This window comes from Paracoccaceae bacterium (genome assembly GCA_019454225.1).
In the GTDB taxonomy this organism is placed as follows: Bacteria; Pseudomonadota; Alphaproteobacteria; order Rhodobacterales; family Rhodobacteraceae.
Genome location: CP075370.1, coordinates 3,946,683 through 3,970,148, shown reverse-complemented (window position 1 = coordinate 3,970,148; position 23,466 = coordinate 3,946,683). Strand labels below are relative to the sequence as shown.

Below are 23,466 nucleotides of genomic sequence, written 5' to 3'. Positions count from 1 at the left end.
CGGACCCTAGCCGCGCCCGCCCCCCCTGACAAGCGCCGCGCCCCTTTCCCCCGCCCACGGTTCTGCTAGGTCTGGGCCGACATCGCTGCCCCGGAACCGCCATGCCCGCCACCTTCCGCCTCACGCTGGCGCAACTGAACCCCGTGCTGGGCGACCTCGCGGGCAATGCCGACTGCGCGCGGTCGGCCTGGGCCGCGGGCCGCGACGCGGGCGCCGATCTGGTCGCGCTGACCGAAATGTTCCTCACCGGCTACCAGACGCAGGACCTGATCCTGAAACCCGCCTTCCGCCGCGATGCGCAGGCCGCGCTGGAACAGCTCGCCCGCGACACCGCCGACGGCCCAGCCCTGGGCATCGGCGCCCCCGCCCTGCGCGACGGGCGCCTGTTCAACGCCTGGCACATCCTGCAGGGCGGCCGCATCGCCGCGACGGTGCTGAAACACCACCTGCCGAACGACGGGGTCTTCGACGAAAAGCGCGTCTTCAGCCCGGCCGATGTGGCGGGCCCCGTCCGCGTGGGCCCGCTGCGCATCGGCGTGCCGATCTGCGAGGATGCCTGGCACCCCGACGTGGCCGAGACGCTGGCCGAGACCGGCGCGCAGATCCTGCTGGTGCCCAACGGCTCGCCCTACCATCGCGGCAAGCTGACCCAGCGGCTGAACCTGATGGTGGCCCGCGTGGTCGAGACCGGCCTGCCGCTGGTCTATCTCAACATGACCGGCGGGCAGGATGACCAGGTGTTCGACGGTGCCTCGCTGGTGCTGAACCCCGGCGGGCGGCTCGCCGCCCAGCTGCCGCAGTTCGACGACTGCATCACCCATGTCGATTTCACCGAAACGCCCGATGGCTGGCGGGCCGAAACCGGCATGATGGCCCCGATCCCCCGCAGCCACGAGGCCGACTATCGCGCCATGGTGGTGGGGCTGTCGGACTACCTGCGCAAGTCCGGCATCCGCCGCGTGCTGCTGGGCCTGTCGGGCGGCATCGATTCGGCGCTGGTGGCCGCGGTCGCCGCCGATGCCATCGGGCCGCAGAACGTGCGCTGCGTGATGCTGCCCTCGCGCTACACGTCGGACCATTCGCTGCAGGACGCCGCCGATTGCGCGCGGCGCCTGGGCACCCGGCTCGACACCGTGCCGATCACCGGCCCGCAGGATGCGGTGGGCGCGGCGCTGGCGCCGCTGTTCGGCGACGCCCCGCCCGGCATCGCCGAGGAAAACGTGCAAAGCCGCCTGCGCGGCCTGCTGCTCATGGCCCTGTCGAACCGCTTCGGAGAGATGCTGCTGACCACCGGCAACAAGTCGGAAATGGCCGTCGGCTACGCCACGATCTACGGCGACATGGCGGGCGGCTACAACCCGCTGAAGGACCTGTACAAGACGCGCGTGTTCGACACCTGCCGCTGGCGCAACGCCAACCACCGCCCCTGGATGCAGGCCCCCGCGGGCGAGGTCATCCCCCCCCGCATCATCGACAAGCCGCCCTCGGCCGAACTGCGCCCCGACCAGAAGGACGAGGATTCGCTGCCACCCTATCCGGTGCTCGACGCCATCCTGAACGGGCTGGTCGACCGCGATCTCGCGGTCGATGACGTGGTGGCCGAGGGTCATGACCGCGCCACCGTGCTCAGGGTTCAGGCGCTGGTCTATGGCGCCGAGTGGAAGCGCCACCAATCCGCCCCCGGCACCCGCCTGACGCAGAAGGCCTTCGGTTCCGATCGCCGCTATCCCATCGTGAACCGCTGGCGCGACCGCTAGGGCCGCCGGGCCCCGGCAGGGATGCGCCCGTCGCCTGCCGTCACGAAGCCGTGCTAGCCTTGCGCGGGAATCGCCCCCCGGAGGCCCCATGCACCGCACCCTGTCGCTTGCCCTCGCCGCCGCCCTCGGCCTCGCCACGCCCGCATCGGCGGAAACCGTGCTGCGCGTCCTCAGCTTCAACGTCTGGGGCGGCGGGCTGAACGACGGCTCCGGCCCCGAGGCGACGCTGGCCGCGATCCGCGCCGCGGCGCCCGATATCATCGGCCTGCAGGAGGTGACGGCCGAACCCGACCCCTGCACGCCCGAGGACTGCCGCGCCACCGGCCCCTCGGTGGCCGAGGATCTGGCCGCGTCGCTGGGTTACCACGTCCACCGGCAGGTCACCGAAAGCCCCGCACTCTGGGCCAACGCGATCCTGTCGCGCCACCCCATCGTGGCGGTCTCGCCGGGCGATCTGGGCGTGGCCGTCGACCTGGACGGGCGGCGGGTCTGGCTGTTCAACATCCATCTGGATGACGAACCCTACCAGCCCTACCAGCTGCTCGGCATCGAATACGGCCCGGCCCCCTTCGTCACCACCGCGGCCGAGGCGATCACCTGGGCCGAACAGACCCGGGGGCCCGCGATGGATCTTCTGGCCGCCGACATGGCCGTGGCCGAGGGCGCCGACCTCGTGCTTGTCACCGGCGATTTCAACGAACCCTCGCATCTCGACTGGACGGCGGCGGCGGCCACGGCCGGGCTGCACCCGCTCGCCGTCGATTGGCCGGCGTCGCGGCGCCTGGCCGATCTGGGCTTCACCGATCTCTACCGCGCCCGCCACCCCGACCCGGTGGCACGGCCGGCCTTCACCTGGACCCCCTGGGGCGACGAGGCCGACCCCGAGGATCACCACGACCGGATCGACTTTGCCTATGGCAGGGCGCCGGGCCTCGTGGTGCGGGACGCCTGGATACTGGGCGAGGCCGGACCTCGCAGCGATCTTGCCGTCGATCCCTGGCCCGCCGACCACCGCGCCGTGCTGGCCGAAATCGCCTTCTGACCGGTCGCGTCGGGCATCGGGCCAGCTGATTCGCCGTTGCAGGTTAACAGGGCGCCGCGAACGCCCTGTCGGGACGGATGCCATACGCATGCCATACGCAGGCCAGACGGATACCAGACCGGCGCCATCCACCGGCATCCGGAATTAACCCAGCGTCCGCAGGCGTTTACACCGTCCGCGCCGTGCATTCCGGCAACAGGCGCATCACATCCTCCGCCCGGCACAGCTGCGTCGCGTCCGACATCACGGCCGCCCCCGCCGCCGCCGACCCCATGGTCAGCGCCTCGGCATCCGACTGACCCCGCGCCATGGCCAGAACGAAGGCCGCGACGAAACTGTCGCCCGCCCCCACGGTTGATCGCACCCGGACCTTCGGCGCCGGGGCGAACAGGCAGGCGCTGGCGGAAGCCAGCAGGTTGCCATGCGCGCCCCGCGCCACGATCACGCGCCGGGCAATCCCGCGCCCGACCAGGCTGCGCGCGAATTCTGATGTCTGATCAAGCGCTTCCAGGGAATGCCCGGCCAATCCCTCGGCCTCTTCGCCATCCATGCGCAGCACTTCCAGCCCCGGGATCGGATGTGCCACGGCCTCGGCCAGCGCCGGACCCGAGGTGTCCAGAACCACCCGGCTGTCCGGCATCGAGGCCGCAAGCAACGCCGGGAAATCCTTGGGGACGCCCGGCGGCTGGCTGCCCGAGATCACCGAAATCCCGCCCGGCCGCGCCGTCGCGCCCAGCAGGGTGAACACCCGCGCCCGCTCCGCCTCGCCCCAGACCGGCCCGGGCAGCATGAACCGGTACTGCCGCCCGCTTGACGCCTCGGTCACCGTCAGCGACTGCCGCGTCTCGCCCGGCCCCAGCAACGCCAGAAACGTCACCCCCTCGGCCCGGATCAGCCCTGCCAGCCGGTCGCCGGTCAGCCCGCCCAGTGCCACAAGCGCCAGGCTGTCACCACCCAAGGCCTTGATCGCACGGGAAACATTCAGCCCCCCGCCGCCCGGGTCAAGGGCCGGATCGGAACAGCGCAGTTTCTGCCCCGGCAGGATATCGGCCACCTCCGTCGCCATGTCGAGTGCCGGGTTGAGCGTCAGTGTCAGGATCGGAACCTGGGTCATTCGTGGCCTCGGGGGCTGGTGATTGCGCTAACGCTGCCATGCCCCCGCGCGCACGGCAAGCTGTGAAGCGCTGCACATGTTCCGCGCGAACCTGCGGAATGGCAGAACCCGCGCCGCCCACCTATGTTGACAACAAGGCGCTGACCCCAAAGGAGAATTCCCATGGCCAACGTGAAGCTTGCAGTCCTGTACTACTCCACCTACGGCACCAACCGCGCGATGGCCGAAGCCGCCGCCAAAGCCGCCGAGGCCGCCGGCGCCGAAGTCCGCCTGCGCCGCATCGCCGAAACCGCGCCCGACGACGTGGTCAACGCGCAGGACGGCTGGAAGGCCGCCGCCGCCGCCCAGGCGCATATCCCCGTGGCCACCGCCGAAGACATGGAATGGGCCAACGCCTACCTCTGGTCCATGCCCACCCGCTTCGGTGGCGCGCCCAGCCAGGTCCGCGCCTTCATCGACACGCTGGGGGGCCTCTGGTTCCACGGCAAGCTGGCGAACAAGGCCGTCAGCGCGATGACCTCGGCGCAGAATCCGCACGGCGGGCAGGAGTCGACCCTCCTGTCGCTCTATACCACCTTCCTGCACTGGGGCGTGATCATCGCGGCGCCCGGCTATACCGACAGCGCGATCTTCGCGGCGGGCGGCAACCCCTATGGCTACAGCCACACCCAGGGCCAAGCCCTTGACGAAAAGGCCGAAGCTGCCATCGCCCACCAGGCAAGGCGGCTGGTCGACATCGCCGGAAAGCTGGCGGCCTGACCATCCCGGCGACCGCATGGGGGGCTTCGGCCCCCCTACTTCCGCCGCTGGTGCTCGTCGAGGCGGGGGAAGATCTCGACGAAGTTGCAGGGCCGGTGGCGATAGTCGAACTGCCATTTCAGGATCTCGTCCCAGGCATCCCGGCAGGCGCCCGGGCTGCCGGGCAGGGCGAACAGATAGGTGCCGCCCGCCACCCCGCCGCAGGCCCGGCTCTGCACCGCCGATGTGCCGATCTTCTGCATGCTGACGATGGTGAATACCGTGCCGAAGGCCTCGATTTCCTTCTCATAGACGTCGCGATGCGCCTCGACCGTCACGTCGCGGCCGGTCAGGCCGGTGCCGCCCGTGGTCAGGATCACGTCCACACCCGGATCGGCGATCCAGCGGCGCAACAGTGCGGCGATGTCTGCCCTTTCGTCCCGCACGATATCGCGCGCTGCCAGCAGGTGCCCGGCCCCGGTCAGCCGTTCCACCAGCGTGTCGCCCGACCGGTCCTCGGCCGCCGTCCGGGTGTCCGACACCGTCAGGACGGCGATACGGACCGGAATGAACGCGCGGGTCTCGTCGATACGGTTCAACGCCTAACCCCTTGACATGAAAGCGAGGCGGGCGGCCAGCCCGGCAAAGATCATGGCCGTCGTGCGGCCGAGCCAGCGCGCCAGCCCCGGCGAACCCGTCATCCGCGCGCCAATGCCGCCGGCAAAGACCCCGACGGCGCCGTTCACGATCAGCCCGCCGATTCCCATGACGGTGCCAAAGATCAGGAACTGCGGCAGGATCGGCCGTGCCGGGTCCACGAACTGCGGCACGAAGGCGAGAACGAACAGGATCACCTTGGGGTTCAGCAGGTTCACCAGAAAGCCCTGGCGGAACGCCCGCCCGGGACGGATCGTCATGCCGCAGCCTGCGGCGGGGGCGGCCCGCAGCGCTGCCAGCGCCAGCCACAGCAGATAGGCAACCCCCAGCCACCGGATCGCCTCGAACAGCCAGGGCATGGCTGCCACGGCCGCGCCCAGCCCCGCTCCCGCCACGGTGACATGCACGATGCAGCCCGTGGCGATCCCCGCATCCGCAGCCAGGGCTGCACGTGGCCCGCCACGCAGCCCCTGCCCGAGGCAGAACATCATGTCGGCCCCGGGCGTCAGGTTCAGCGCAAGTGCGGCCGGAATGAACAGGAGCAGGGTCGCGGGTTCGACGATCATCGGCCCTTCTCCAGAACGGCCCGGATTTCCAGAAGGTCCGCCCAAGCCTCGCGCTTGGCGATCGCGTTGCGCAGCAGGTAGGCGGGATGCGTCATCGGCATCACCGGACGGTCGAGCGCCCGCGCCCAGGTGCCGCGCGCCTTGAGGATGCCACGCTGGTTCAGCAGCGCGAACAGCGGGGTATTGCCCATGACCACGATCACCTGCGGATCGGCCAGTTCGATGTGACGCTCGACGAAGGGGCGGAACATCGCGATTTCCTCGGGCGAGGGGTCGCGGTTGGCGGGCGGGCGCCAGGGGCTGACATTGGTGATGTAGAGCGCGTTACTTGGCGCAAGGGCGGTGCGCGACAGCCCGATGGCGGCGAACATCCGGTCCAGCAACTGTCCGGCGCGGCCGACGAAGGGGCGCCCCTCCAGATCCTCCTCGCGGCCCGGCGCCTCGCCGAGGATCAGCACCCGCGCACCCGGCAGGCCGTCGGAAAACACCAGCGATCTCGCGCCCTTCTTCAGGTCGCAATGGTCATAGGCCGCAAGCGCCGCGCGCAGGTCCGGCAGCGTGCGCGCCGCCCGCGCGGCCGCCCGGGCGGCGGCCACGGGGTCGTCGGGAGGCGCCGTGGCCGTGGCTGCGGCAGCCGGTGCGGCGGCGGGGCGCGGCGCGGACGCCTGGCGGTTTCGCCATGGCGGATCGTCGGGCAGGGCATAGGCATCGACCGGATCATCGCCGATCACCTCGGACACGCCGAGCTCCCGCTGCCAGTCGAGCGCGGCAAGGGCGGCCTGCCATCCGGCGGCCTGTGTCAGGTCGAGGTCGATTCCCATGGGCGACAACGCTAGGCCTGCGCCCCGGAACCGGCAACCCGGCTTGCCCGGATGGTCCGGGGTTTCTATAAGCGCGGCAGTCACGTCCAAGGGGGATGCCACCCGATGACCTTCCGCGCCCGTCACCTGCTGGGCATCGAGCATCTGGCCCCCGACGATATCCGCACGGTGCTGGACCTTGCCGACCGCTACGTCGACCTGAACCGGCGCACGGTGAAGCAGGCCAACGTCCTTGCCGGAATGACGCAGATCAACATGTTCTTCGAGGCCTCCACGCGCACGCAGGCCAGTTTCGAGCTGGCGGGCAAGCGGCTGGGCGCGGATGTGATGAACATGTCGGTGGCGCAGTCCTCGGTGAAGAAGGGCGAGACGCTGATCGACACGGCCATGACGCTGAACGCCATGCATCCCGATCTGCTGGTCGTCCGGCACCCCAGTTCCGGGGCGGTCAACCTGCTGGCGCAGAAGGTGGATTGCGCCGTGCTGAACGCCGGCGACGGACGGCACGAGCACCCGACGCAGGCCCTGCTGGACGCGCTGACGATCCGCCGGGCCAAGGGGCGCATCCAGCGGCTGACTGTGGCGATCTGCGGCGATGTCGCCCACAGCCGCGTGGCGCGGTCGAACCTGATCCTTCTGGGGAAGATGGAGAACCGGATCCGCCTGATCGCGCCGCCGACGCTGATGCCGCCCGGCGTGGCCGAGTTCGGCTGCGAGGTGACCGACGACATGAAGGCCGGGCTGGAAGGCGCCGATGTCGTGATGATGCTGCGCCTGCAGAAGGAACGGATGGACGGAGGCTTCATCCCGTCCTTGCGCGAATACTATCATCGCTACGGCCTTGACGCCGAAAAGCTGGCCAGGGCGAAACCCGATGCCATCGTGATGCACCCGGGGCCGATGAACCGGGGGGTCGAGATCGACGGCACGCTGGCCGATGACATCAACCGTTCGGTGATCCAGGACCAGGTCGAGATGGGTGTGGCGGTGCGCATGGCCTGCATGGACCTTCTGGCGCGCAACCTGCGCGAGGAACGGGGGCGGCGGGCGGTCGGGGTGATGGTTTGACCGGGCAGATCGTCATCCCTGCCGGAGAGCGCGGGGTGCTGCGGGTCTTTGCGCTGGCGCTGCCCATGTCCGACATCCGGCGGCTGACCGAAGATGTCAGGGCCGTTCACGACCGCGCCGCCTGGCTGGCCGGTCTTCTGGGGGTGGCGACGCTGGACCCCGCCCGCGTCGAGGTGTTCGATGCGGCCGATACCGCAGAGATGGGTCTGGCGGGCTATCTTGCCGAGGCGCATGCGATCCCCGGGGATGCGCTGCGCGACGACCGGACCCGACTGGACGGGTTGCGGGGACCGGTGCTGATCCTGCTGCCGGGCGCGGTGGGCGGGCCCGCAACGCTGACACCCGACCCCCGGCTGACCCTGATCGGGGCATGGCTGGAAGAAGGCGCGCCGCCGGTGCGGTTCGAGCCCCTGCCCGCAGGCGGTGCAAAGGGGGTCATCGTGCCGCCTGCCACGCGGTCGCCCCGGTCGGATGCGCGGATGGGCGGGATGCTGGCGATGCTGGCGCTGGCGGTGATGTTCGCGCTGACCGCGCTTGTGATCTGGATCGGGGGCTAGCGCGATGACGCTGCTGCATTTCACCAATATCCGCCTGATCGACCCGGAGGCAGGCGGCGACGACGAAGGCAGCCTGACCGCCGAGGGTGGCGTGATCGTGGCCCGCGATGGCGAGGCGCCCAAGGGCGCGCAGGTGATCGACGGGCGCGGCGCCTGTCTTGCGCCGGGCATCGTGGACTGGGGCGTCAAGATCGGCGAGCCGGGCGAGCGGCACCGCGAATCCTTCCGCTCCGCGGGTCTGGCCGCAGCGGCAGGCGGGGTCACGACCATCGTCGCCCGCCCCGACACCCTGCCCGCCATCGACACCCCCGAGACACTGGAGTTCGTGACACGCCGGGCCGCCGCCGCCAGCCCGGTGCGCATCCGCCATATGGCGGCGCTGACCAAGGGGCGCGACGGGCGCGAGATGACCGAGATCGGGTTCCTGCTGGATGCCGGTGCGGTGGCCTTCACCGACGTATTCCATGTGGTTCAGGATACCCGGGTTCTGGCGCGCGCGATGACCTATGCGCGGTCACTGGGTGCGCTGGTTGTGGGCCATCCGCAGGACCCGGTCCTGAGCCGCGGCGCATCGGCCACCAGCGGCAAGTTCGCGTCACTGCGCGGCCTGCCTGCGGTGCATCCGATGGCCGAGGCCATCGCGCTGGACCGTGACCTTGGCATGGTCGAAATGACCGGCGTCCGCTATCACGCCGACCAGATCACCACGGCCAGGGCGCTGCCTGCGCTGCAAAGGGCCCGCGCCGCGGGGCTTGACGTGACGGCGGGTGTGTCGGTGCATCACCTGACACTGAACGAACTGGATGTCGGCGACTATCGCACCTTCTTTCGCCTGACCCCGCCCCTGCGGTCCGAGAGTGATCGGCTTGCCATGGTGCAGGCGGTGGCCGAGGGCGTGCTCGACGTGATCTGTTCGATGCACACCCCGGCGGATGAGGAGGACAAGCGCCTGCCGTTCGAGGAGGCCGCAACGGGTGCCGTGGGCCTGCAGACGCTGCTGCCGGGTGCGTTGCGGCTGTATCACGCGGGCGCGGTCGATCTGCCCGGACTGTTCCGCGCGCTGGCGCTGAACCCTGCGCGGCGCCTCGGGTTGCCGGGGGGGCGCCTCGCGACGGGGGCACCTGCGGACCTCGTGCTGTTCGATCCCGACGCGCCCTTCGTGCTTGACCGGTTTCGCCTGCGGTCGAAATCGCGCAATACTCCGTTCGATGGTGCCAGGATGGAGGGCCGGGTGCATGCCACCTTTGTCGGCGGCGCGCAGGTCTATGCGACGGGGGATGACTGATGCCTGACATGGCGGCCTCGCCGGTGACGCTGACGCTGGTTGCGCTGTTGGCCTATCTTGTCGGGTCGATCCCCTTTGGTGTCGTGATCACCCGCGCGCTGGGGCTGGGCGACCTGCGCCAGATCGGATCGGGCAACATCGGTGCAACCAATGTTCTGCGGACCGGAAACAAGGGGGCCGCGGCCGCGACGCTGGTGCTGGATGCGGCCAAGGGTGGCGTGGCCGCCCTGGTCGCGCGCGCCATGGCCGGCGAGGAGGCTGCGCTGCTGGCGGCCTTTGCGGCCTTCCTCGGCCATCTCTATCCCGTCTGGCTGCGGTTCCAGGGCGGCAAGGGGGTGGCAACGTTCCTCGGAACGCTGCTGGCGCTGGCCTGGCCGGTGGGGCTTGCCGCTTGCGGGCTGTGGCTGGTGACGGCGGCGGCAAGCCGCATATCCTCGCTGTCCGCGCTGGCGGCGGCGGCGGGTGCGCCGCTGGTGGCCCTGGTCACGGGGCAGGGGCCGCTTGCCCTGGCGGCGGCGGGCATGGCCGTGCTGGTGTTCTGGCGCCACCGGGCGAACATCGCGCGCCTGCGCGCAGGAACCGAACCGAAGATCGGGAGGAAGGGATGATCCGTGCGGCTTTCGCCACCCTGATGCTGACCGCGGGGGGCGCCGCAGCCGATGCGATGTCGCTGGCGACGGCGGCGGCAATGGCCGACTGCGCGTCAGAGGGCGGAGTGCTGGAACTGGATGAGGGCGCCGCGCAGATGGTCGACCTGACTGGCGACGGCAGCGCGGATGATGCGCTGGTCTGGGAGTATGGCGGTTTCTGCGGCCCCGACCTCGGCTTTCGCGGGGGCAGCGGTGGCGCGCCGCTGCACGTGGCCGTCGGCGACAGGGTGGGCACCTTCATGGCCGGGTCATGGACGCTGGCCGATGTGGTGTTTGCCAGCGACGGCGAGACCCGCCCGCCGCTGCGCGTGCTGATGCTCGCCCGCCACGGATCGGCCTGCGACGGCGCAGGCGCCTCACCCTGTGTAGAGGCGGTGGTCTGGGATGCGGGCGACCGCCTGTTCCGCACCGTTGCGACACCGCCGCGTGCCGACGAACGCGACGCCGAATGACCGGTTATCCGGCAGCGGGCACCTTCTGCAGCAGCGGCATGAGATCGGCCATCTCGGGGCCGGCATCGCGGCCCGTCAGCGCACGCCGCAACGGCCGATAGAGCCCGCGGCCCTTGCGCCCGGTCGCGGCCTTGACTGCCTCGGTCCAGTCGTGCCAGGCGGTCGGACCCCAGGGTCGCGGCGGCAGCAGTGTCATCGCCTGTATCACGAAATCACGGTCTTCGGCATCGACCAGCGGTGCCGCGCCGTCGCGCATCAGGGCCCACCAGTCGGCGAGATCGTCGAGCTTGCCGATATTGCCGCGCGCCACGTCCCAGAACCGCGCGGCCAGATCGGCGGGAACGCCAAGGGCGGCGATGCGATCTGCTACCGCCGCGACGGGCAGCGATTGCAGGTGCGCGCGCGTCAGCGGCCACAGATCCTCGGCATCGAACTTGGTGGGTGCGGTGCCAAAGCTGCCCAGGTCGAACCCCGCGACGATCTCATCAAGGCTGCCGGCCAGTTCCACCGGTTGCGACGACCCGAGTCGCGCCATCAGCGACAGCAGCGCCAGAGGCGCGACCCCCGCCGCCCGCAGGTCGCGCAACGACAGCGTGCCCAGACGCTTCGACAGTTCCTCGCCCTTGGCGCCGGTCAGCAGCGAATGATGGGCAAAGGACGGCGGGGTGCCGCCCATGGCCTGCATGATCTGGATCTGCGTCGCCGTGTTCGTCACATGGTCGGCGCCGCGAACGATATGCGTGACCCCCATGTCGATGTCGTCGACCGACGAGGCAAAGGTATAGAGAACCTGCCCATCGGCCCGGATCAGCACGGGGTCCGATACCGACCCGGCATCGATCGAGACGGCGCCAATGATCCCGTCCTGCCATTCGATCCGTGTCTGGTCGAGCAGGAAGCGCCAGTAGCCCTCGCGCCCCTCGGCACGCATCCGCGCCCGGTCGTCCGGCGACAGGGCCAGCGACGCGCGGTCGTAGACTGGCGGGCGGCCCATGTTCAGCAGCTTCTTGCGCTTCAGATCCAGTTCGGTCGGTGTCTCGAAACATTCGTAGAACCGGCCTGCGGCCCGCAGCGCATCCGCCGCCTCGGCATAGCGTTCCATCCGGTCGGACTGGCGTTCGACACGGTCCCAGGTCAGGCCCAGCCATTCCAGATCGGCCATGATCCCGTCGGCATACGCCTGCTTCGACCGTTCCCGGTCGGTGTCGTCCAGCCGCAGGATGAAGCTGCCGCCGGCCTTGCGGGCGATGGCCCAGTTCATCAGCGCGGTGCGCAGGTTGCCCACGTGGATATAGCCGGTGGGCGAGGGGGCGAAACGGGTGACGGTGGTCATGGGCGGCTCCTCGGGACCGCACCGCCCTGCCACAGCGGCCGGGGCTTGTCCAGTTTGCCGGGCCTGTTGCCCCCGGGGCAGGCGCCCAGGCCGCTGGCGTTGCGTCGCGGCGCGGCCTATACCGGCGATCATGCAGGACGCGCCCGAATTTCCCGCCGACATGCCCGCGCCCGATGCCGCGCTGATCGAGGCGCTGGCGCGGGATGCGGTGCTGGCGCTGCCCGAACCCTGGCGCAGCCCGGCAACCTCGGTGGCGCTGCGGGTCGAGGAGTTTCCTTCCGACGAGATCCTTGATGCCATGGGCATCGAGGATGCCTTTGACCTGACCGGTCTTTACGACGGCATCCCGCTGACCGAGAAGTCCTCGGGCCACCAGCCGCAGGCGCCCGACGTGATATGGCTGTTCCGTCGGCCGATCCTGGACGAATGGGTGGATCGGGGGAACGTGGGTCTGGCCGCGCTGGTCGCGCATGTGATGGTGCATGAACTGGCCCATCACTTCGGATGGTCCGACGAGGATATCGCGGCGATCGATCCCTGGTGGGAATGACCTGGGCGTTTCGGCGCGCTGCCGCACATCACCGTTGCGTCATCGCACATCGCCGCACGGTTTGGCGCGCTATCCTTCCGCACGCATACGTGACCCCATGAGGAGGAGCCGACCCATGCCCACACCGATGCTGTCCCGCCGTCATCTGCTGGCCGCTGCCGCGGCCGCGCCGCTGGCATCCGCGCTGGCCCGCCCCGCCCTTGCATCGGCCGGGATGCTCGGCGCATCGGTGCCCCAGTTCAACCGGTTCAAGCTGGGCGCCTTCGAAGTGACGGCCCTGCTGGCCGGAACCCGCACGGTCGAGAACCCGAAGGAGATCTTCGGCCTGAACGCCGATCCGGCCGAGTTCGATGCGGTGTCGGCCGCCAACTTCATTCCGACCGACAAGGCGCAGTTCTTCTTTACCCCGACCGTGGTGAACACCGGGTCCGAACTTGTCCTGTTCGACACGGGCCTGAATCCCGCGGGCATCACCGGCGCGCTGGGCGCTGCGGGCTATGCGCCCGACCAGATCGACACGGTGGTGCGGACCCATATGCATGGCGACCACATCGGCGGCCTGATGGGTGACGCCGGGCCGACCTTCGCCAACGCCCGGTATGTGACGGGGTCGGCCGAGCACAATCACTGGATGGGCGCGGCCAACGAAGGCTTTGACAAGGCCGTCCGCCCGCTGAGTGACAAGACCACCTTCGTCGATGACGGCGGTGCCGTGGTCTCGGGCATTACCGCCATGGCCGCCGTCGGCCACACACCCGGCCATTTCACCTACATGCTGGAAAGCGAAGGACAGCGTCTGGCGCTGATTGCGGACCTGGCCAATCACTTCGTCTGGTCTGTCGGCAAGCCTGACTGGGAGGTGCGTTTCGACATGGACAAGGCGCAGGCCGCGGAAAGCCGCCGGCGTGTGCTGGGCATGCTGGCCGCCGACCGGGTGCCGTTCATCGGCTATCACATGCCCTTCCCGGCGATGGGGTTTGTCGAGGCGCAGGGTGACGGGTTCCGCTATGTCCCGGCCAGCTATCAGATGATGCTGAACGGCTGATCCGGCGCAGCGATCCGGCGTGGCGGAAAAATCCCCGCCGCCGCGCCGGAAAACCGCCGCCCGTGCGTAACTACCTCAGAAGACACCTGCACGATCCCTCGCGCTGCGGTTAGGTATCTTGCAGTCACTGGGCAGGAAGCGGGACGACATGCGGTTCTTCGGACGATCCCTTCTGGGGCTGGTGCTGCTGGCCGTGACGCTGGGCCTTCTGGCCGCCGCCGCAGCGACGGTGCGCAGTGCGATCGAGGCCCGGTTGGCGGGTGGCGCCGCGGCGCCGCCAGCCCGGGAACGGGTGTTCAGCGCGAATGTCGTGACCGCCCGCGCCGAGACCGTTACGCCCGCGATGACGGTGTTCGGCGAAATCCGGTCGCGGCGCACGCTGGAACTGCGCAGCCCGCGTGCCGGCACGGTTCTGGACCTGGCCGATCCGTTCGAGGACGGCGCCGCGGTTCGCGCGGGACAGGTGCTGTGGCGTCTTGATCCCGCCGACGCGACGTCGGCCCGCGATCTTGCGCGATCCGACCTTCGTCAGCGCGAGGGCGAGGCGCGCGAGGCGGCGCGTGCGCTGGAACTGGCGCGCGACGATCTTGCGGCCGCGCAGGCGCAGGCCGCCCTGCGGGCGCAGGCGCTGGCCCGGCAGCAAGACCTGCGCGGTCGCGGCGTGGGCAGCGAGGCGGCGGTGGAGACCGCCGCGCTGGCGCTTTCGGCATCGGATCAGGCCGTCGTGTCGCGTCGGGCGGCACTTGCACAGGCAGAATCGCGTGTCGAGCAGGCCGCAACGGCGCTGGACCGCCAGCGGATCACTGTGGCCGAGGCGGAACGCGCGCTGCGGGAAACCGAAATGCGCGCGGAATTCGACGGTGTGCTGAACGCGGTCAGCGTCGTGCGCGGTCGCATCCTTTCGTCAAACGAACGTGTGGGCGAACTCATCGACCCGACCTCGCTGGAGGTGGCGATCCGCCTTTCGACCGCCCAGTTCGTCAGGCTGGTCGACGAGACGGGTGAATTGCGGCAGACCGCCGTGACCGTCACGCTGGATGTCTCGGGCGCCGAGATCGTGTCACCCGGCACGCTGACGCGCGCCGGTGCGGCGGTGGGCGAGGGGCAGACCGGGCGGCAGGTCTTTGCGGCACTGGCCGCGGGCGGCGGGTTCCGGCCCGGCGATTTCGTTTCGGTGCGGATCGACGAGGCCGCGCTGGACGGTGCCATCGCCCTGCCGGCGACGGCGCTGGGATCGGATGGTGCGGTGCTGGCATTGGGGCCGGAGGACCGGCTGGAGACCGTGCCCGTCACGCTTCTGCGCAGGCAGGACGACCTGGTCATCGTGTCGGCTGCCGAACTGGACGGGCGCGAGGTGGTTGCCGAACGCTCGCCGCTTCTGGGTTCGGGTATCCGGATACGCCCGATGCGCCCCGATACCGCCGGGGGTGCGGCGGCGCAGGCTGCCGCCGATCTGGTGGATCTGACCTCCGAACGCCGCGCTGCCCTTGTCGCGCTGGTCGAGGGCAACGCGCGCATGTCCGCAGAGGCGAAGGCACGGGTGTTGGCCCAGCTTGCGCAGGATCGCGTGCCTGCCGCACTCGTATCGCGGCTGGAAGCGCGCGGCGGGGGCTGACGCATGCGCGACCATTCCGAAAGCATGGGCCGGTCCGGGGGACTCCTGTCGCATTTCGTGCGGCACCGGACGCTGGCGAACCTGCTGCTGGTCGTGATGATCGTCGCCGGGATCGCCGCCGCCACCCGTATCCGCGCGCAGTTCTTTCCCGATGTGGTGGTGGCCGAGATTTCGGTTTCCGTCGCGTGGCAGGGTGCCGGCGCCGAGGATGTGGACCGGGCGATCGTGCAGGTGCTGGAGCCTGTGCTGCTGGTGGTCGATGGCGTGGCCACGGCGACCTCGCGGTCCAGCGAGGGCAGCGCGCGGATCACGCTGGAGTTCGAGCCCGGCACGGACCTGACCCGTGCCGCCGAGGACGTGCAGGCGGCGGTCGATGGCGTGACCAACCTGCCCGACGACACCGATCCGCCGCGTGTCCAGCGGTCAGGCTGGCGCGATCAGGTGACGGACGTTGTGATCACCGGCCCGGTCGGGATCGACCAGCTGGGCAGGTTTGCGGATGAATTCGTCACGCGCCTGTTCGCGGCAGGAGTGACCCGCACGACCATCCGCGGTATTGCCGCGCCGCAGATCATGGTCGAGGTCCCGTCGGTCGCCCTCATGCGATACGACATCACGATGTCCGAGATTGCTGCGGCGATTGCGGCCGAGGTGTCAAGCTCGCCTGCGGGCGAGGTGGCGAACGGCGCCGCGCGCGTTCGCACCGGAACCGAGCGCCGCAGTGTCGAGACGCTGCAGGCCATCGTGCTGCGGTCATCCCCCGACGGCACGAAACTGACGCTGGGCGATGTGGCAGAGGTGCGCGCCGAAGCCGCGGACCGCGGGCGCGCGACCTTTGTCGGCGACAACCCGGCGGTGACGGTGCGCGTCGACCGGTCCGACACCGGCGACGCGATCCGGATGCAGGCCACGGTCGAGCGGGTTGCCGCTGAACTGCAGGCCAGCCTGCCTCCTGGCACGACGGTCGATCTGGTGCGCGCCCGCGCCGAACTGATTTCGGGCCGCCTGTCGCTGCTGCTGGACAATGCCGCGATGGGCTTGCTGCTTGTGGTGGTGCTGCTTTTCCTGTTCCTGAACGCACGCACGGCGTTCTGGGTGGCCGCAGGCATTCCGGTGGCGATGTTCGCTGCGGTGGGCGTGATGTATGCCGCCGGGCTGACGATCAACATGATCTCGCTCTTCGCGCTGATCATCACGCTGGGCATTGTCGTGGACGACGCCATCGTGGTGGGCGAACACGCCGATTTCCGGGCGAGGCGCCTGGGTGAGGCGCCGGTCGTGGCGGCCGAGAATGCCGCCCGGCGGATGGCGATGCCGGTGGTCGCATCGACGCTGACCACGGTGATTGCATTCGCCGGGCTGACGGTCATTGGCGGCCGGTTCGGCGAGATGATCGCCGACGTTCCGTTCACCGTCATCGCCGTGCTTCTGGCCAGCCTGGTCGAGTGTTTCCTGATCCTGCCCAACCACATGGCGCACGCGCTTGCCGCCAGTGCGCGCGAGGCCTGGTATGACTGGCCGTCGCGGCAGGTGAACCGGGGGTTCCGATGGCTGCGCGACAACGCGATGCGCCCCTTCACCGCGCTTGTCATCCGCGCCCGCTATGCGGTGATGGCGGGGGCGGTGTTCCTGCTGGCCACGCAGGCCGCGTCGCTGATCCGGGGTGATGTGCAGTTCCGGTTCTTCGACGCGCCGGAGCAATCATCGGTCAACGGCAACTTCGCGATGTTGCCCGGCGCGACCCGCGATGACACGCTGGCCATGATGCGCGAGGTGCAGCGCGCCGCACGGGCGGTGGCCGAGAGGCTGGAAGCCGAGCACGGGCGCAACCCCATCGACTACATGATGGCCGAGGTCGGTGGCGGCACTGGGCGCGGCCTGTCGGGGGCGGATGCCAAGGATGCAGACCTGCTGGGCGGTATCTCGATCGAACTGATCGAGCCCGACTTCCGGCCCTATTCGAGCTTTGTCTTCGTGGCAGCTCTGCAGGAAGAGGTTCGCAGCCATCCGATGCTGGAGGAGCTGAGCTTTCGCGGCGCCCGTTTCGGACCCGGCGGCGATGCCCTGTCGGTTGACCTGTATGGTGCCGAGGCCGCGGTGCTGAAATCGGCGGCAGAGGCCCTGAAGTCGGCGCTGCTGCCCTTCCCCGAGGTGTCTGCGGTCGAGGACAACCTGGCCTATGACAAGGAGGAACTGATCCTTGATCTGACGCCGCAAGGTCAGGCGCTGGGATTCTCGGTAGATACGCTGGGGAGGGCATTGCGCGAGCGGCTGAACGGCATCGAGGCCGCGACGTTCCCCGATGGCACGCGGACGGCCGCCATCCGGGTCGAGCTTCCGCCGGGCGAGATGACGGCCGATTTCCTGGACCGGACGCTGATGCGAACCGCGCAGGGTGCCTATGTGCCGCTGGCCGACATCGTGTCGGTGACCGAGCGGTCCGGGTTTTCAACCATCCGTCGCGAGAACGGGCTGCGCGTGGTCACCGTTTCGGGCGACCTTTCGGGTGACGACCCGGCGCGCGCGAACGAGGTGCAGCGGACACTGGTGCAGGACATCCTGCCGCGCATCGAGGAAGACTTCGGCGTCGCCAGTCGTGTGACGGGGCTGGCCGAACAGGAACGCGAATTCCTGGGTGATGCGCAGCTTGGGCTGATCCTGTGCCTGCTGGGCATCTATCTGACGCTGACGTGGATCTTCGCAAGCTGGACACGACCGCTGGTGGTGATGTCGGTCATCCCCTTCGGCCTGACAGGTGCGGTCTGGGGGCACGCGCATTGGGGCATATCGATGAGCATGTTCTCGATCGTCGGCCTGATCGGGATGGTGGGGATCATCATCAATGACTCCATCGTTCTGGTCTCGACGATCGACGAATACGCACGACGTCGCGGGCTTGTCCCGGCAATCATCGACGGTGTGGCCGACCGGTTGCGTCCGGTGCTCCTGACGACGCTGACAACGGTGCTCGGCCTGGCTCCGCTGCTGTTCGAGACGTCGAGCCAGGCGCTGTTTCTCAAGCCTACGGTGATCACGCTGGTCTACGGGCTGGGCTTCGGAATGCTGATCGTGCTGGTCGTCGTGCCCGCAGTCATGGCGGCGCAGGCCGACGCGGGCGCGGTGTCGCGCGCGTTGCGGCGGGCGGTCCGTGCGACTGCGCGGGGTGGGGTCGGGCGCCGTCACGGCATGGTAAGCGCGGCGGGGGCGGCGGCCGTCGCGGGGTTGTTCGCGGTCACGATGGCACCCGTCGTCCTGTCGGGCGCGCTGCCGGCCTGGCTGGCAGATGCCATGCCTGCACTGGCCGGGTTGCCGCCGCTGGCCGCGTCCTTCGGGCTGTTCGCGGCGGGCACGCTTGCCGTTGCCGTGCTCATGGCCGTGATCGGGGTTGCAGTGCTGCGCCCGCGCGCACGGGGCTGATGCCGATTACGGTGCGGGGCAGCCTGGGTGTTCGATGGCGCCGCGCGCATCCAGTATGGTCAACGTGATCCTCGACCGGTCGAGCGCGAAGGGCGAACCACTGTCATCAACCATCTCGGCCACGGCGGTCAGCCGGTCCCCCTTGCGCGTCACCTCGGCCTCGGACACCCAGATTCCCGGCTGTGGGGGTTCGATGACGACTGCCTCGGCAGGTTTGCCGCGGGCCCGGGCCGGAAGGGTCATGCTGGCGCGGACGCGCAGGCCGTCGCGGATCGGTTCGACCTCGCAGGCGACGCCCGAAAGCCCCGCCTCGCGCGCGGTTGCGGGGCGGTCCGCGAGCGCTGCGCGGATCGCCGGATCGGCGGCACCGGCGCCGTCCAGCCGGGCGTCCAGCGTCAGTTCTGCCGGAACGCAGACATCGCGGCACACGCCCAGATCGACGGCAGCCCGCAGCCGCACCGGCCTGGACGGATCGCGCGGAGTCACCTCGACCGGCAGCACGACATCACCGACATAGCCGATGCTGCGCAGGCCGTTCAGGTGAAAGACCTGCGGCTGCGGCCACAGGACGCGCGCCGATGCCAGGTTCTCCGATCCCGACCAGTCGAAGGACGGCGGTATCCCGCCGTCGCCGGGCGTCCGCCAATAGGTCTTCCAGCCCGGTGCAAGCCGCAGTTCCAGCCCGGCCATCCGCTGGCCGTCCGTGGTCTGCCATCCGGTGCGAAGGCCGCCGGTCACAAGCGGCGCGGATGCAGCCGGGATCGATACCGAACGTGTCTGCTCGGCAGACAGTCGGCCCGGAAGGGCAGGAAGAAGGGTCAGGGCGGCAAGCGCCCCGCAGATCATGCGAAGGGTCATGACCGGCACATACGATCCGCAGCAGGGATCGCGCAATCACATTGCGGCGACCTCGCGCCACCGTGCGTTTCCCGTAACGCGGCGCCGATTGACCCTTGAGGCTTGGCGGTTGCGGGACCATCTTGATGCAAAGGGGTGGGCGATGGATCTTGCCGGAAAACTGCTGATCGCGATGCCGGGCATGGGCGACCCGCGGTTCGAGCGGTCGGTCATCCTGATCTGCGCGCACTCACCCGAGGGTGCGATGGGCCTGATCGTGAACAAGCCGGTACCGGAGCTGACCTTCGGCGCGCTTCTGGACCAGCTGAAGATCCCGCGCGCGCCCAAGGGGCGCGACATTCGTGTGCATTTCGGTGGCCCGGTCGAGCGCGGACGCGGTTTCGTGCTGCATTCGCCCGACTACGGCACCAATCGCGACGGCACGATGGAGATCGTCAGCGGTTTCGGCATGACCGCCACCCAGGACATCCTGGTTGCGCTTGCCCAGGGGGAGGGCCCGCGCGATGCGCTGCTGGCCCTCGGTTATTCGGGGTGGGGGCCCGGCCAGATCGAGGCCGAGATCGGGCGAAACGACTGGCTGACCTCGGAAGCGGCGGTCGATCTGGTGTTCGATGGCGATGCGCCGGGTCGCTGGGCGGCGGCGTTGCGGCGCATGGGAATCGATCCGTTCAGTCTTTCGGCCGCGGCCGGGCGGGCGTGACGTCTGCCATCAAGGCGACAGGGTGGTGCAGGTCTGTGCCCGGGCGGTGAGACGGCGGCAGGCGAGGTCTGCCTGCGCCTCGGTCAGGCCAAGGATATTGGCATCGAACCCCTTGCCTGTCGCGGCGATCTTGCGCAACCCGTCGCCCAGTGACGGGCCTTCGGACAGGCTGGTCCGCATCAGCGCCCGTTCGGCGGCCGCGCGCGACGAGAACCGGCCCAGAGAGATGCCCCAGTGGCGCCCGCCCGATGTCGAGATGCGGACAACCACGACCGGATCGGCGGGCGGGGGTGCGGCGTCGGGTGCCGGGGCCGGACGCAACGCGGCAACAGGGGGCGGTGCGGGCACCGCGGGCAGGGCATCCGACAGCGGGCCGCGGGCCATTCCGGCCGGCGCGGACAACAGCGCGATCTCGGTCGGCGTGACAGGCTCCTCCGCCGCATCTGTCGGCCGTATCGGGGCGTTGACGGCTGCGGCCACGACCTCGGGGACCAAATTCTCCGGCGAAGGCTCCGGCAGCGCCGCCGCGATCGTCTCGGGGGCTGCGGCGTCAGGGGCGGGGGCCAGTGCGGCAAGCAACGCGGCGGGCCGCGCGCGGGGCGGGCCCGAGGCGATCATCGGTGCGGCATCCATGTCCGGCGCCACGGCAGGTGCCGCTACGTCGCCATCGACGACCGCGAAGGGCAGGTCGGTCGAACTGTCGAGTGTACGCGCGACATCGGCAGCGGGCGCTGCAGCCGGTGCGCTTGCGGTCGGTGGCACCTCTTCGGCCTGCACGACGGCGAAGGGCAGTGGCGCTTCCGGTTCGGTGCCGGCGGCGGCGACGGCATCGGCGATCGAAGACTTGAGCGACGCCACGGCGAGTTCTGCCGCCGCAGCATCCTGCGGGTTCGGACGCGGACGCGGACGAATTGAACGGGTGACGGCGGTGACAAGGCGGATCGTCTTGGCCGATGCGCGGATGCCATCGGCGGGTGCGGCTTCGGCGACAAGATCGGGTGCGGCTTCGGGCGCGGGAATCTGCGCCGGGGCAGGCTTGCGGGTGGCCACGTTGCGGGGCGCGGCGGCGAATCCCTGATCCAGCAGTTGCGAAATCTTCGCGTTGCGCTGCGCGGTCGATGTGCCACCGAACACCGTGGCGATCAGCCGCTTGCCGTCACGTTCGGCGCTGGCGGTCAGGTTGAAGCCCGCTGCAACGGTATAGCCCGTCTTGATTCCGTCGGCGCCCCGATATCCGGACAGAAAGCGGTTGTTCGTGTTTGACACCTGCGCCACGCCCGCGTCGGCCGTCTGGCGCGAGAAGAGGTTGTAGTACTCGGGAAAGTCATAGAACAGGCGTCGCCCCAGAATCGACATGTCGCGCGCCGTCGAAAGGTGGCCCGCTGCCGTCAGGCCATTCGCGTTCCTGAACGTGGAGTTCTTCATGCCGAGGGCCTTCGCCGTCCGGTCCATCCGCCGGGCAAAGGCCGCCTCGTTTCCCGACAGGGCGTCCCCGATGGCCGAGGCCGCATCGTTCGCGGACTTGATCGCCGCTGCCCGGATCAGATGCCGCAGCGCGATCTTCTGTCCGGCCCGCAACCCCAGCCGCGACGGTGGCTTGGCTGCCGCATTCGCGGACACGGTCACCATCGTGTCCAGCGAAATCTCGCCGCGCCGGATTGCATCGAACGCGATGTAGAGCGTCAACATCTTGGTCAGGGATGCGGGGTGCAGCCGGGTATCGGCATTGCTCGCGATCAGCGTCTCGCCGGTGCGCGCGTCCATCACATGCGCCGCAAAAGGGGCGGATCGTCCGGGAACGGCGGAGAGCGCTGCCATTGCCGTGATCAACGCGAGAAACAGGAATATGCGGGCCAACTGCCCCTTGAGCGATGCCACGTCGCCGGTTCCTTCTGCCTGCCTCTGTGCGCGTCATCATTTGTCGGACGCACTTGTTCTGCTGCCGCAGAGGCTAGCACAGGGTTTGGTGTCGCGAAACCCATATAGCCCAAGCACTTGGCGAAATCTCTGGAGGGGTGTTGCCAAGCTGCTGCGGCAGATATTGGGGGTGCAGGGGCGCCCGCCGCGAACCCTAGCGCAAACGGTCCAGAAATGGCGCAAGCGCGCCCAGATCAGGCAAGGCCGCGAAACGTGTCGCGTCCTGTGGCGGCTCTGCCCTTTCGATTGCCCAGGTCAGTGCATGGGGCACATGCACACCCCATCCGCCCGCCGCGATCACCGGCAACACGTCGGATTTCAGCGAGTTGCCGACCATGGCTGCGCGACCGGCGCCCGAACCGTGCCGGGTGAACAGCCTCGCATAGACGTCAGGGGTCTTTTCCGAGACGATCTCGACGGCGTGGAACAGGTCGCCCAGGCCGGACTGCGCCAGCTTGCGTTCCTGATCCAGCAGATCGCCCTTGGTGATCAGCACGACACGGTGGTCCGCTGCCGCTGCCTCGACGGCCGCGCGGGCATGCGGCAGCAATTCGATCGGATGCGCAAGCATGTCGCGGCCTGCGTCCAGCAACTCACCGATCACCCGCGATGGCACTGCGCCATCTGTCACCTCGATGGCGGTCTCGATCATCGACAGCACGAATCCCTTCACACCATAGCCGTAGTGCCCAAGATTGCGTCGCTCGGCCGCCAGGAGCCGCGCGTCCAGATGGTCGGGATCGGCATGGTCCGCCAGCAGAGCCGCGAATCGTTCCTGCGTCAGGCGAAAGAACGCCTCGTTCTGCCAGAGCGTGTCATCGGCATCGAAGCCGACGGTGGTGATCTTGGCCATCCCGATCTCCCTTCCGCAGGTATGGCGCGGGCGTTGCGATGCGGCAAGGGCGCGCCCCTTTTCGCGGTGGGGTGTTTCGCTATATACTCTGTCATCCCGACCGACTCCCGACCGAAAGGCACGCCCGCGATGCTGATCCCCATGACGATGACCGACCGCAAGGGCGGGCCCGGGGACGACACGTCGGTCGCGACGCGCACCAAGGCGCGCACCCAGCGTCCGCCGCTGTACAAGGTCCTGCTGCTGAACGATGACTACACGCCGATGGAATTCGTCGTGCATGTGCTGGAACGGTTCTTCGGCCTGTCCCACGCGCAGGCGTTCGAGATCATGCTGACCGTCCACAAGAAGGGACTGGCCGTGGTGGGGGTGTTCAGTTTCGAGGTGGCGGAAACCAAGGTGGCCCAGGTGATGGATTTCTCGCGTCGCCACCAGCATCCGCTGCAATGCACCATGGAAAAGGAATAGGGC

At 69.3% G+C, this 23,466-nt stretch carries 22 protein-coding genes; 14 read left to right on the top strand and 8 right to left on the bottom strand.

Annotated features, from left to right (window positions below):
• Positions 1-101 precede the first annotated feature (101 nt).
• Both KF887_18890 and KF887_18885 read left to right on the top strand, forming a co-directional pair.
• Positions 102-1,757: an NAD+ synthase gene (locus KF887_18890; protein QYK41403.1), complete on the top strand. Its 1,656-nt coding sequence runs from the start codon at positions 102-104 to the stop codon at positions 1,755-1,757.
• Positions 1,758-1,845: 88 nt separating this feature from the next.
• A complete protein-coding gene (locus KF887_18885; GenBank protein ID QYK41402.1) occupies positions 1,846-2,799 on the top strand; it encodes an endonuclease/exonuclease/phosphatase family protein in 954 nt (317 codons plus the stop codon).
• Positions 2,800-2,965: 166 nt separating this feature from the next.
• Here KF887_18885 and KF887_18880 read toward each other — a convergent pair whose 3' ends face one another.
• On the bottom strand, positions 2,966-3,913 hold the full coding sequence (locus KF887_18880) for a 1-phosphofructokinase family hexose kinase (GenBank protein ID QYK41401.1): 948 nt from the start codon (positions 3,911-3,913) through the stop codon (positions 2,966-2,968).
• A gap of 162 nt (positions 3,914-4,075) precedes the next feature.
• On the opposite strand from KF887_18880, the gene wrbA reads away from it, so the two are divergent.
• Entirely contained in the window at positions 4,076-4,672 is a 597-nt protein-coding gene (wrbA, locus tag KF887_18875) for an NAD(P)H:quinone oxidoreductase (protein ID QYK41400.1), read from the top strand.
• Positions 4,673-4,707: 35 nt separating this feature from the next.
• Here wrbA and moaB read toward each other — a convergent pair whose 3' ends face one another.
• The 3 genes from moaB to KF887_18860 are packed head-to-tail and all read right to left on the bottom strand — an operon-like array spanning position 4,708 to position 6,695.
• Positions 4,708-5,250 carry a molybdenum cofactor biosynthesis protein B gene (gene moaB / locus KF887_18870; GenBank protein ID QYK41399.1) on the bottom strand — a complete coding sequence of 181 codons (543 nt, stop codon included), beginning with the start codon at positions 5,248-5,250 and terminating at the stop codon, positions 4,708-4,710.
• 3 nt (positions 5,251-5,253) lie between these two features.
• A complete protein-coding gene (locus tag KF887_18865; protein QYK43657.1) occupies positions 5,254-5,871 on the bottom strand; it encodes a LysE family translocator in 618 nt (205 codons plus the stop codon).
• Positions 5,871-6,695 carry a uracil-DNA glycosylase gene (locus KF887_18860; GenBank protein QYK41398.1) on the bottom strand — a complete coding sequence of 275 codons (825 nt, stop codon included), beginning with the start codon at positions 6,693-6,695 and terminating at the stop codon, positions 5,871-5,873. Before KF887_18860 ends, KF887_18865 begins: the two co-directional genes overlap by 1 nt.
• 105 nt (positions 6,696-6,800) lie before the next feature.
• Between KF887_18860 and KF887_18855 the strand changes: the two genes are divergently transcribed.
• Genes KF887_18855 through KF887_18835 form a run of 5 tightly spaced genes read left to right on the top strand, consistent with a single transcriptional unit; the run spans position 6,801 to position 10,707 of the window.
• Positions 6,801-7,763, top strand: a complete 963-nt coding sequence (locus KF887_18855; protein ID QYK41397.1) for an aspartate carbamoyltransferase catalytic subunit — start codon at positions 6,801-6,803, stop codon at positions 7,761-7,763.
• Positions 7,760-8,320 (top strand): hypothetical protein, encoded by a 561-nt coding sequence (locus tag KF887_18850; protein ID QYK41396.1) that lies wholly within the window; start codon positions 7,760-7,762, stop codon positions 8,318-8,320. Before KF887_18855 ends, KF887_18850 begins: the two co-directional genes overlap by 4 nt.
• Positions 8,321-8,324: 4 nt before the next feature.
• A complete protein-coding gene (pyrC, locus tag KF887_18845; protein ID QYK41395.1) occupies positions 8,325-9,605 on the top strand; it encodes a dihydroorotase in 1,281 nt (426 codons plus the stop codon).
• Positions 9,605-10,213 (top strand): glycerol-3-phosphate 1-O-acyltransferase PlsY, encoded by a 609-nt coding sequence (plsY, locus tag KF887_18840; GenBank protein QYK41394.1) that lies wholly within the window; start codon positions 9,605-9,607, stop codon positions 10,211-10,213. Before pyrC ends, plsY begins: the two co-directional genes overlap by 1 nt.
• Positions 10,210-10,707 (top strand): hypothetical protein, encoded by a 498-nt coding sequence (locus KF887_18835; protein ID QYK41393.1) that lies wholly within the window; start codon positions 10,210-10,212, stop codon positions 10,705-10,707. The genes plsY and KF887_18835 overlap by 4 nt, the downstream gene beginning before the upstream one ends.
• 4 nt (positions 10,708-10,711) lie before the next feature.
• Here the strand turns inward: KF887_18835 and KF887_18830 are convergent, their stop codons facing one another.
• Positions 10,712-12,040: a glutamate--tRNA ligase gene (locus KF887_18830; protein QYK41392.1), complete on the bottom strand. Its 1,329-nt coding sequence runs from the start codon at positions 12,038-12,040 to the stop codon at positions 10,712-10,714.
• 130 nt (positions 12,041-12,170) lie between these two features.
• On the opposite strand from KF887_18830, the gene KF887_18825 reads away from it, so the two are divergent.
• From KF887_18825 to KF887_18810, 4 genes are all read left to right on the top strand, one after another.
• Entirely contained in the window at positions 12,171-12,590 is a 420-nt protein-coding gene (locus tag KF887_18825; GenBank protein QYK41391.1) for a metallopeptidase family protein, read from the top strand.
• Positions 12,591-12,705: 115 nt separating this feature from the next.
• Positions 12,706-13,635 (top strand): MBL fold metallo-hydrolase, encoded by a 930-nt coding sequence (locus KF887_18820; GenBank protein ID QYK41390.1) that lies wholly within the window; start codon positions 12,706-12,708, stop codon positions 13,633-13,635.
• 148 nt (positions 13,636-13,783) lie between these two features.
• Positions 13,784-15,250 carry an HlyD family efflux transporter periplasmic adaptor subunit gene (locus KF887_18815; GenBank protein ID QYK41389.1) on the top strand — a complete coding sequence of 489 codons (1,467 nt, stop codon included), beginning with the start codon at positions 13,784-13,786 and terminating at the stop codon, positions 15,248-15,250.
• A 3-nt stretch (positions 15,251-15,253) separates the two neighbouring features.
• Positions 15,254-18,667 (top strand): efflux RND transporter permease subunit, encoded by a 3,414-nt coding sequence (locus KF887_18810; GenBank protein ID QYK41388.1) that lies wholly within the window; start codon positions 15,254-15,256, stop codon positions 18,665-18,667.
• A 6-nt stretch (positions 18,668-18,673) separates the two neighbouring features.
• Here KF887_18810 and KF887_18805 read toward each other — a convergent pair whose 3' ends face one another.
• The gene (locus tag KF887_18805; protein ID QYK41387.1) at positions 18,674-19,525 is read right to left on the bottom strand and encodes a hypothetical protein; all 852 of its coding nucleotides are present in this window, start codon (positions 19,523-19,525) and stop codon (positions 18,674-18,676) included.
• Positions 19,526-19,667: 142 nt separating this feature from the next.
• Here KF887_18805 and KF887_18800 point away from each other — a divergent pair, with 142 nt between their 5' ends.
• Entirely contained in the window at positions 19,668-20,225 is a 558-nt protein-coding gene (locus KF887_18800; GenBank protein ID QYK41386.1) for a YqgE/AlgH family protein, read from the top strand.
• A 9-nt stretch (positions 20,226-20,234) separates the two neighbouring features.
• Here KF887_18800 and KF887_18795 read toward each other — a convergent pair whose 3' ends face one another.
• Positions 20,235-21,989: a D-alanyl-D-alanine carboxypeptidase gene (locus KF887_18795; protein ID QYK43656.1), complete on the bottom strand. Its 1,755-nt coding sequence runs from the start codon at positions 21,987-21,989 to the stop codon at positions 20,235-20,237.
• A 307-nt stretch (positions 21,990-22,296) separates the two neighbouring features.
• Entirely contained in the window at positions 22,297-22,995 is a 699-nt protein-coding gene (locus KF887_18790) for an HAD family hydrolase (protein QYK41385.1), read from the bottom strand.
• A 147-nt stretch (positions 22,996-23,142) separates the two neighbouring features.
• On the opposite strand from KF887_18790, the gene clpS reads away from it, so the two are divergent.
• Positions 23,143-23,463 (top strand): ATP-dependent Clp protease adapter ClpS, encoded by a 321-nt coding sequence (clpS, locus tag KF887_18785; protein ID QYK43655.1) that lies wholly within the window; start codon positions 23,143-23,145, stop codon positions 23,461-23,463.
• Positions 23,464-23,466 lie beyond the last annotated feature (3 nt).